This window comes from Halomonas sp. 707D4 (assembly GCF_024158685.1).
In the GTDB taxonomy this organism is placed as follows: Bacteria; Pseudomonadota; Gammaproteobacteria; order Pseudomonadales; family Halomonadaceae; genus Vreelandella.
Map to the genome: position 1 here is coordinate 1 of NZ_JAMZBD010000128.1, position 7,461 is coordinate 7,461.

7 protein-coding genes are annotated in these 7,461 nt (G+C 65.9%); all 7 read right to left on the reverse strand.

Annotated features, from left to right (window positions below; all coding sequences use genetic code 11):
* A partial coding sequence (lpxB, locus tag BIS11_RS07440; RefSeq protein ID WP_253585876.1) for a lipid-A-disaccharide synthase occupies window positions 1-1,189 on the reverse strand: 1,189 nt, incomplete at its 3' end.
* Window positions 1,190-1,275: 86 nt separating this feature from the next.
* Entirely contained in the window at window positions 1,276-2,043 is a 768-nt protein-coding gene (lpxA, locus tag BIS11_RS07445) for an acyl-ACP--UDP-N-acetylglucosamine O-acyltransferase (RefSeq protein WP_253423340.1), read from the reverse strand.
* Window positions 2,040-2,483 (reverse strand): 3-hydroxyacyl-ACP dehydratase FabZ, encoded by a 444-nt coding sequence (gene fabZ / locus BIS11_RS07450; protein WP_227391140.1) that lies wholly within the window; start codon window positions 2,481-2,483, stop codon window positions 2,040-2,042. The genes lpxA and fabZ overlap by 4 nt, the downstream gene beginning before the upstream one ends.
* Before the next feature lie 133 nt (window positions 2,484-2,616).
* Window positions 2,617-3,654, reverse strand: coding sequence for a UDP-3-O-(3-hydroxymyristoyl)glucosamine N-acyltransferase (gene lpxD, locus BIS11_RS07455; protein WP_253423337.1), 1,038 nt, complete (start codon window positions 3,652-3,654; stop codon window positions 2,617-2,619).
* Window positions 3,655-3,707: 53 nt separating this feature from the next.
* Window positions 3,708-4,205 (reverse strand): OmpH family outer membrane protein, encoded by a 498-nt coding sequence (locus tag BIS11_RS07460; RefSeq protein ID WP_227391142.1) that lies wholly within the window; start codon window positions 4,203-4,205, stop codon window positions 3,708-3,710.
* A 57-nt stretch (window positions 4,206-4,262) separates the two neighbouring features.
* A complete protein-coding gene (gene bamA, locus BIS11_RS07465; RefSeq protein ID WP_367399078.1) occupies window positions 4,263-6,614 on the reverse strand; it encodes an outer membrane protein assembly factor BamA in 2,352 nt (783 codons plus the stop codon).
* Between the two features lie 100 nt (window positions 6,615-6,714).
* Window positions 6,715-7,461: RIP metalloprotease RseP (rseP, locus tag BIS11_RS07470; RefSeq protein WP_253585877.1), on the reverse strand; the 747-nt coding region annotated here is incomplete at its 5' end.

Sequence of the window (7,461 nt, forward strand, 5' to 3'; positions counted from 1 at the left end):
CGCCATCTTGTAGGCCACCAGCATCGCCCTCGTCAGGCAGCGCCAGGCCCGCCGCCACCGCCTCGACCGCCAGCGCCGCGCGATGGCTCGCGCCACGCTGCAGCGCGGCGTGCATTTGGGCGAAGCGCATCTCGAGGGCCTGGCGGGCGGTCTCGTCGGCGAGCAGATCGTCGAGCGCGCAGGCGATGGCTTGCGCCGTTGCCTCCTCCTGGATCAGCTCCTGGACGAGGGCCTCCTGGGCGATTAGGTTGGGCAGCGAGATCCAGCGCGTCTTGACCAGCTTCTTCGCCAGCCAGTGGGTGGCCGGCGCCATCTTGTAGGCCACCAGCATCGCCCGGTGGCACAGCATCGCCTCGAGCGCGGCGGTGCCGGAGGTCAAGAGCACCGCGTCGCTCGCCACCATCGCCTCGCGGGCGCGACCCTCGATCAGCGTGACCCGCTCGCCCAGTGCCGGGTAGCCCGCGAGCAGCGCGGCAAGCTCGCGCCGGCGCGCTGGCGTGGCGGCGGGAATCACCACGCCGAGCGTCGGATGGCGCTGGCAAAGCGTTTCGATGGCATCGAGAAACGTCGCGCCCATGAAGCGGATCTCGTTGGCTCGCGATCCGGGAAGCACCGCCAGCAGCGGCCCCTCGGGCGCAAGGCCGAGCGCCTGTCGAGCTGTCGCACGGTCGGTGGCCAGCGGCATCTCGTCGGCCAGCGGATGGCCGACGAAGGTGACGGGCACCCGGTGGCGCTGGTAGAAGTCCGCCTCGAAGGGCAGAAACGTCAGCATGGCATCGACGGCGCGGGCGATCTTCTTCACCCGCCCCTGCCGCCAGGCCCACACCGAGGGGCTCACGTAGTGCACGGTCTTGATGCCCGCACGGCGTAGCTTGAGCTCGAGGCCGGTGTTGAAGTCCGGCGCGTCGATGCCGATCATCACGTCCGGCTGCCAGGCGAGCGCTTCGCGGTAGAGGGTGCGGCGCACGCCGACCAGCTCCGGCAGATGCTTGAGCACCTCGACCAGTCCCATCACCGAGAGGGTCTCGAGCGGAAAGCGGCTCTGCATGCCTTCGGCCTGCATCCGCGGGCCGCCGATGCCGCGAAACTCGATGTCCGGGTGGCGCGCGCGCAGCGCGCGCATCAGGCCGGCGCCCAGAAGATCACCCGAGAGCTCGCCGGCAACGATGAAGACACGCGTCAAGGCCATGATCGATCGTCCTGAAGGGGCGTTTCGTGAAGCGAGAGCGGGCGGCGCACGGCGCCGCTCGGAAATATCCGGCGTCGACGACGCCGCTAGCGGACGATGCCGCGGGTGGCACGCTCGATCGAATCGGCGAAGTGCTTGACCTCGTCGAGATCGAAGCGCTCGCGCATCTGCTCGAGGGCCTGCTCGACGGTCAGCCCCTGGCGGTAGACCAGCTTGTAGGCGACGGTCAGGGCGTTGATCGCCTCGCGGCTGAAGCCGCGGCGCTTCAAGCCCACCAGATTGAGCCCGCGCGCCTCGGCCGGGTTGCCGTTGATCATCATGTAGGCCGGGGTGTCCTTGGTGATGATCGAGCCGCCGCCGGCCATGGCGTAGTCGCCGAAGTGGCAGAACTGGTGTACCGCCGAAAGACCGCCGAGGATCGCGAAGTTGCCGACGGTGACGTGGCCGGCCAGCGTCACCTGGTTGGCGAGGATGCAGTCGTCGCCGATCACGCAGTCATGGCCGACGTGGACGTAGGCCATGAACAGGTTGCGCGAACCGATGGTGGTTTCACTGCGATCCTGGACCGTACCGCGATGCAGGGTCACGCCTTCGCGCACCACGTTGTCGTCGCCCATCACCAGGCGCGTGGGTTCGCCGGCGTACTTCTTGTCCTGGCAATCCTCGCCGACGGAGGCGAACTGGAAGATGCGGTTACGCTCGCCCAGCACCGTCGGCCCCTTGATCACCACGTGCGGGCCGATGACGGAGCCCGCGCCGATCTCGACGTCAGGGCCGATGACGCTGAACGGGCCGACCTCGACATCGTCGGCCAGGCGCGCCGCTTTATCGATCAGTGCAGTAGGATGTATCAAGCCACCTTCCTCTCGGCGCAGATGATTTCCGCCTCGCAGGCAAGCTCGCCGTCGACCGTCGCCTTGCAGGCGAACTTCCAGATGCCGCGCTTGCCCTTGATCACGTTGGCCTCAAGGCGCAGCTGGTCGCCGGGCATCACCGGGCGCTTGAAGCGCACGTTGTCGCTGCCGACGAGATAGTAGACGTAGCCATCCGCGGGCAGCTTGTTGACCGTCTTGAAGCCGAGGATGCCGCAGGCCTGGGCCAGCGCCTCGACCACCAGCACGCCGGGCATGATCGGGTGATGCGGGAAGTGGCCGTTGAAGAAGGGCTCGTTGATGCTGACGTTCTTGAACGCGACGATGGTTTCGCCCACGGTCAACTGCGTTACTCGATCCACCAGCAAGAACGGATAACGGTGGGGCAAGTATTCGCGAATCTCGTTGATATCCATAACCATCGTCAGACCTCAAAAAAGACAAAAAACCCGATGCTTGATCGGGCAAACGCCAGCACGCCCGCTGGTATCGAGGGCGAATTATACCCCCGCCTTCGGGCCCAGAACCACCGATGACCCGCTTTAAAACGCCGGGTCACTCGCTTCGGCTATTTTTTTCCAATTTGTTCAAACGTTTGGCAATGTCATCGAGCTGTTTGAAACGCACGGCATTCTTGCGCCACTGGGTGTTGTTCATCGCCCCGGTGCCCGAGGAGTAGACGCCGGGCTCGAGGATCGAATTGGTGACCAGGCTCATGCCGGTGACCTGGACCCCGTCGCAGATGGTCAGGTGCCCCGACAGGCCGACGCCGCCGCCGAGCATGCAGTGCTTGCCCACCCGGGTGGAGCCGGCGATGCCCACGCAGCCCGCCAGGGCGCTGTGATCGCCGATGGTGACGTTGTGGGCGATCTGGACCTGGCTGTCGATCTTGACGTCGCAGCCGATCAAGGTGTCGCCGAGCGCACCGCGGTCGATGCTCGAGCAGCTGCCCACCTCGACGTCGTCGCCCAGCACCACGCCCCCGAGCTGGGCGATCTTGTGCCAGCCGGCGCCGTCGTGGGCGAAGCCGAAGCCGTCGCCACCGATCACGCAGCCGCTTTGCAGCACCACGCGCTTGCCGATCACCACCCCATGGCAGACGGTGACGTTGGCGTGAAGGCGCGAGCCGTCACCGATGGAGCTGTCCGCCCCTACCACGCTGCCGGCGCCGATGACCACGTGTGCGCCGAGCGTCACGCCGGACTCGATCACCGCGTTGGCCTGGATGACCACGCCCTCGCCCAGCACCGCGTCCTCGGCGACCACGGCGGTGTCGTGCACGCCGGGCACGTCGCGGGCGCGCAGCGGATCGAAGAGCTGGGAGATCCTGGCATAGCCAAGGTAAGGGTTTTCCGTCTCGAGCCGCGGTACCGGGCAGTTCTTGCCGTGCTCCGGGTGCAGCAGTACCGCGGCCGCCCGGGTCGAGGCCAGATCCTTCAGATAGGCACGGTTGGCCAGAAAGGCGACCTGGTCGGGCCCGGCCTCCTTGAGCGTCGCCAATCCACGAATCGGCCGACTGGCATCGCCGTCGAAGGCGATATCCAGGTGGCGAGCGATATCAGCCAGCGTGATGGGGTGAGAAGCGTGCGTCATGGGAGCCCACAATAACGTTGGTGCGACCACGTCGCACCGTCCATTCGATGAGTTTAGAGCGAGTCGAAGATCTGGGTGACCTCGTTGGTCACATCCGGCAGATCCGTCGAGGAGTGCAGCACGCCGTTGGGCTCGACCAGCACGTCGAGGTTATGGCGGGCGAGCACCTGTTCGACGGCCTGCTCGAGCTTGGTCTCGGCGCCTTGCAGGAACTGCTGCTCGGAGGCCTGCTGGGCCTGGAGCACCTCGCGGCGCAGCTGCTCGAAGCGGCTGCCCTTCTGCTGAAGCTCGGCGATCAGGGCGTCGCGCTGGGCCTGGCCCATGGTCTCGCCTTCGTTTTGCAGGCGCTGCTGGAGCTGCTGGAGCTCGTTGCCCAGGCCCTGGGCCTCGCGCTGCTGGCTACCGATCTGGCTTTCGAGCTGACTCAGCGAACTCTGTGCCGACTGGGTGTTCATCAAGGCGGCGCGCCAGTCGAGCACGGCGACCTCGGCGGCGTAGGCAGGCAGCGCCATCGCCCCGAAAAGACACACCGCTGCCGTCAATTTACGCATGTTAACTCCTTTTCAAGGCGAGGGGCGCACGGCGCCATCCATGTTAGAACGTCTGAGTTAGAACGTCTGACCCAGCGAGAACTGGAAGAACTGCGTGTCGTCGCCGCTTTCGTCGTTGAGCGGCTCGGCGATGCTGAAGGTCAGCGGGCCCACTGGCGTCAGCCAGGAGAGGCCGATACCCGCGCTGTAGCGCAGATCGCCCAGGTCCACGCCGGAGCTGCAGCGCTGGCGGTCCGCATCCTCGTCGAGCACGTCGTAGCAGGAGCTCAGGAAGGTGTTACCGGCATCGACGAACAGCGACGTCTGGATCGAGCGCTGATCCTCGATGAAGGGCAGCGGGAAGAGCACCTCGGCGCTACCCTCGACCAGCACGTTACCGCCGAGCGTACGGTCGCGGCCGCCTTCGCGGGCCGGCGTGGTGCGCTGCCCCAGGGTGTTGGAGGTGAAACCGCGCACCGAGCCGAGGCCGCCGGCGTAGAAGTTCTCGTAGAACGGGAACGGGTCGCTGGTGCCGAGCGTATCGGCGTAGCCGAGGTTGCCGGAGAACTTCAGCGCCCAGGTCTGCTCGTCGTTGATCGGGAAGAGCTGCTGGGCGCGGGCGCGCACCTTGTAGTACTCGGCATCGCTGCCCGGCACGCCGGTCTCCAGCGACAGGCGCTGGTAGTTGCCGGCAGTGGGCATGATGCCGCGGTTCAGGTTGTTGCGCGTCCAGCTGGCGGTGAGCTTCAGGCTCTGGGCGTCCTCGCCCTGCTCCTCGACGTAGCGACGGATTTCCGAGGCGGTGTCGAAGTAGGTCTTGACCGTCAGGTCCTCGATGCTGGCGCCGAAGTTGAGCCTTGAGAGCTCGCTGACCGGGTAGCCGAAGTTGATGCCGGCACCGTAGGCGTCGGTCGAGAACGTCGAGATATCGGAGTCGGCGTAGTCGGTCTCGCGGTAGAAGACGTTGTAGCCGCGCGAGATGCCGTCCAGCGTCCAGTAGGGATCGGTGAAGGCGAAGTTGACGCTGGTGAAGGTGTCGCTTCGCTGGGCGCCGATGTTGACGCGGTTACCGGTACCCAGGAAGTTGTTCTGGGCAAGCCCCACGCCGTAGATCACGCCGGCACTCTGGGAGAAGCCCACGCTCGCCGAGACCGAGCCAGACGGCTGCTCCTCGACGTTGTAGGTGACGTCGAGCAGATCCGGCTGGCCCGGCACCGGCTGGGTGTCCACTTCCACCTGGCTGAAGAAGCCCAGGCGCTCGAGGCGCTGGCGCGACTGGGTGATCGACTCGGTGGAGGCCGGCGCGCCTTCCATCTGGGTCATCTCGCGACGCAGCACCTCGTCTTGCGTGGTGGTGTTGCCGAAGAACTCGATACGGCGCACGTAGGTGCGCTGGCCCGGTTCGACGGCGATCACCAGATCCACCGCGTCGCCGCTGCCGGTCGGTTCGGGCACGCCGCGCACCTCGGCGAAGGCGAAGCCCTCGGCGCCCAGGCGGCTGCGCAGCGCCTCGGTGGAGGCGTTGACCTGGGCGCGCGAGAAGACGTCGCCGCTCTGCACTTCCAGCAGGTTGCGCGCTTCGCTTTCGCCGATCTGGAGATCGCCGGCGAAGCGAATGTCGCCCACCCGGTACTGCTCGCCCTCGTCGATGTTCAGGGTGATGTAGATGTCCGACTGCTCCGGGCCGATGGAGACCTGAGTGGAGACGACGTCGAAGTTGATGTAGCCGCGGTCGAGATAGAACGAGCGCAGGCGCTCGATGTCGCCGGACAGCGCCTCGCGGGAGTACTCGTCGTTGGAGAACCAGCCGAAGAAGCGCCCCGGACGGTCCTCGAGTTCGAAGACGCGGCGCAAGGTCTCCTCGTCGAAGGCCTCGTTGCCGACGATGTTGATCTGGCGGATGGTCGCCACTTCGCCTTCGTTGATGTTGATGTTGACCTGCACGCGCCCTTCGTCGATCTCCTCGACCTCGGTGCGAATCCGCGCGCTGTAACGTCCCTGGGCTTGATAGACCCCTTCGAGCTCGCGCTGGATCTCCTCGAGGGTGGAGAGCTGCAGCACCTGTCCTTCGGACAGGCCGGATTCGCGCAGGCCACGACGTAGATCCTCGGTGGAGATCTGGTCGTTGCCGGCGATGTTGAGGCGCGCGATGGTGGGCCGCTCGATGACCTGGATGACCAGCACGTCGCCTTCGCGGGCGAGCGAGACGTCCTCGAAAAGGCCGGTGGCGAACAGGCTGCGCGCCGCCTCTGCCAATTGCTGCTCGCTGACGCGGTCGTTGGTGCTGACGGGGAAGGCATTGAAGACCGAGGCGGCGGATACCCGCTGAAGCCCTTCCACACGAATGTCCGAAACGTCAAAGGATTGTGCCTGGGCGCTACTTGCACCTGCCAGCAGCAGTGCCGCCATTCCAAGGGTCTTGATTTTCATGCAGTCAGTTCGCTCGCGTTGGTCTGCCGGTTTTTCCAAACAGGCACCATATACATTTGTGCAGGCGGATGACAAGGCATCCCACGCGCTACACGCGTCATTACCAGAGGCGCATCAGATCGAAGTAGAGAGCCATCACCATGAGCGTCCCTATCATGGCGAGCCCGATACGCAGTCCCATTGCCTGAGCTCGCTCCGACACCGGACGCCCGCGCACGACCTCGATGAAATAGTAAAGCAAGTGGCCACCGTCGAGCACGGGAATCGGCAGCAGGTTCAACACGCCCAGGCTGATCGAAAGGTAAGCCAGAAAACCGACGAACGCTTCCATTCCCGCGCGGGCAGAGTCACCGGAAATCTGTGCGATGGTGATCGGCCCGGAGAGATTCGAGGGTGAGATCAACCCGACCAGCATCTTGCGTATCGCATCCACGGTGAGCACGATCATCTCGCCGGTGCGCGAGAACGCCTGCCCCACGGCTTCGAGCGGGCCGTAGCGAACCTCGCGCAAGAGCGCCTCGGGCCAGTCGACCGGCGTCACTCCTGCGCCAATGTACCCAACCTCGGCGCCGTTCTCCAGTGGTTTGCGTTGCGGCACCAGCGACAGCGTCACCGGCGCGTCGTCGCGCTCGACGCCAAGTTCCAGCGTGCGACCGCCGCTTTCGCGAATGATCGAGACGAACGCCGTCCAGTCCGCCACCGGCGCGCCGTCGATGGACACGACGTGGTCCCCGGGCTCGAGACCCGCCTCGGCGGCGGCGTCACCGTCGACCACCTGGCCGATCACCGCCGGCACGCTCGGCCGCCAGGGCATGAAACCCAGGCTCTCGAGCGGCTGGGGCGGGTC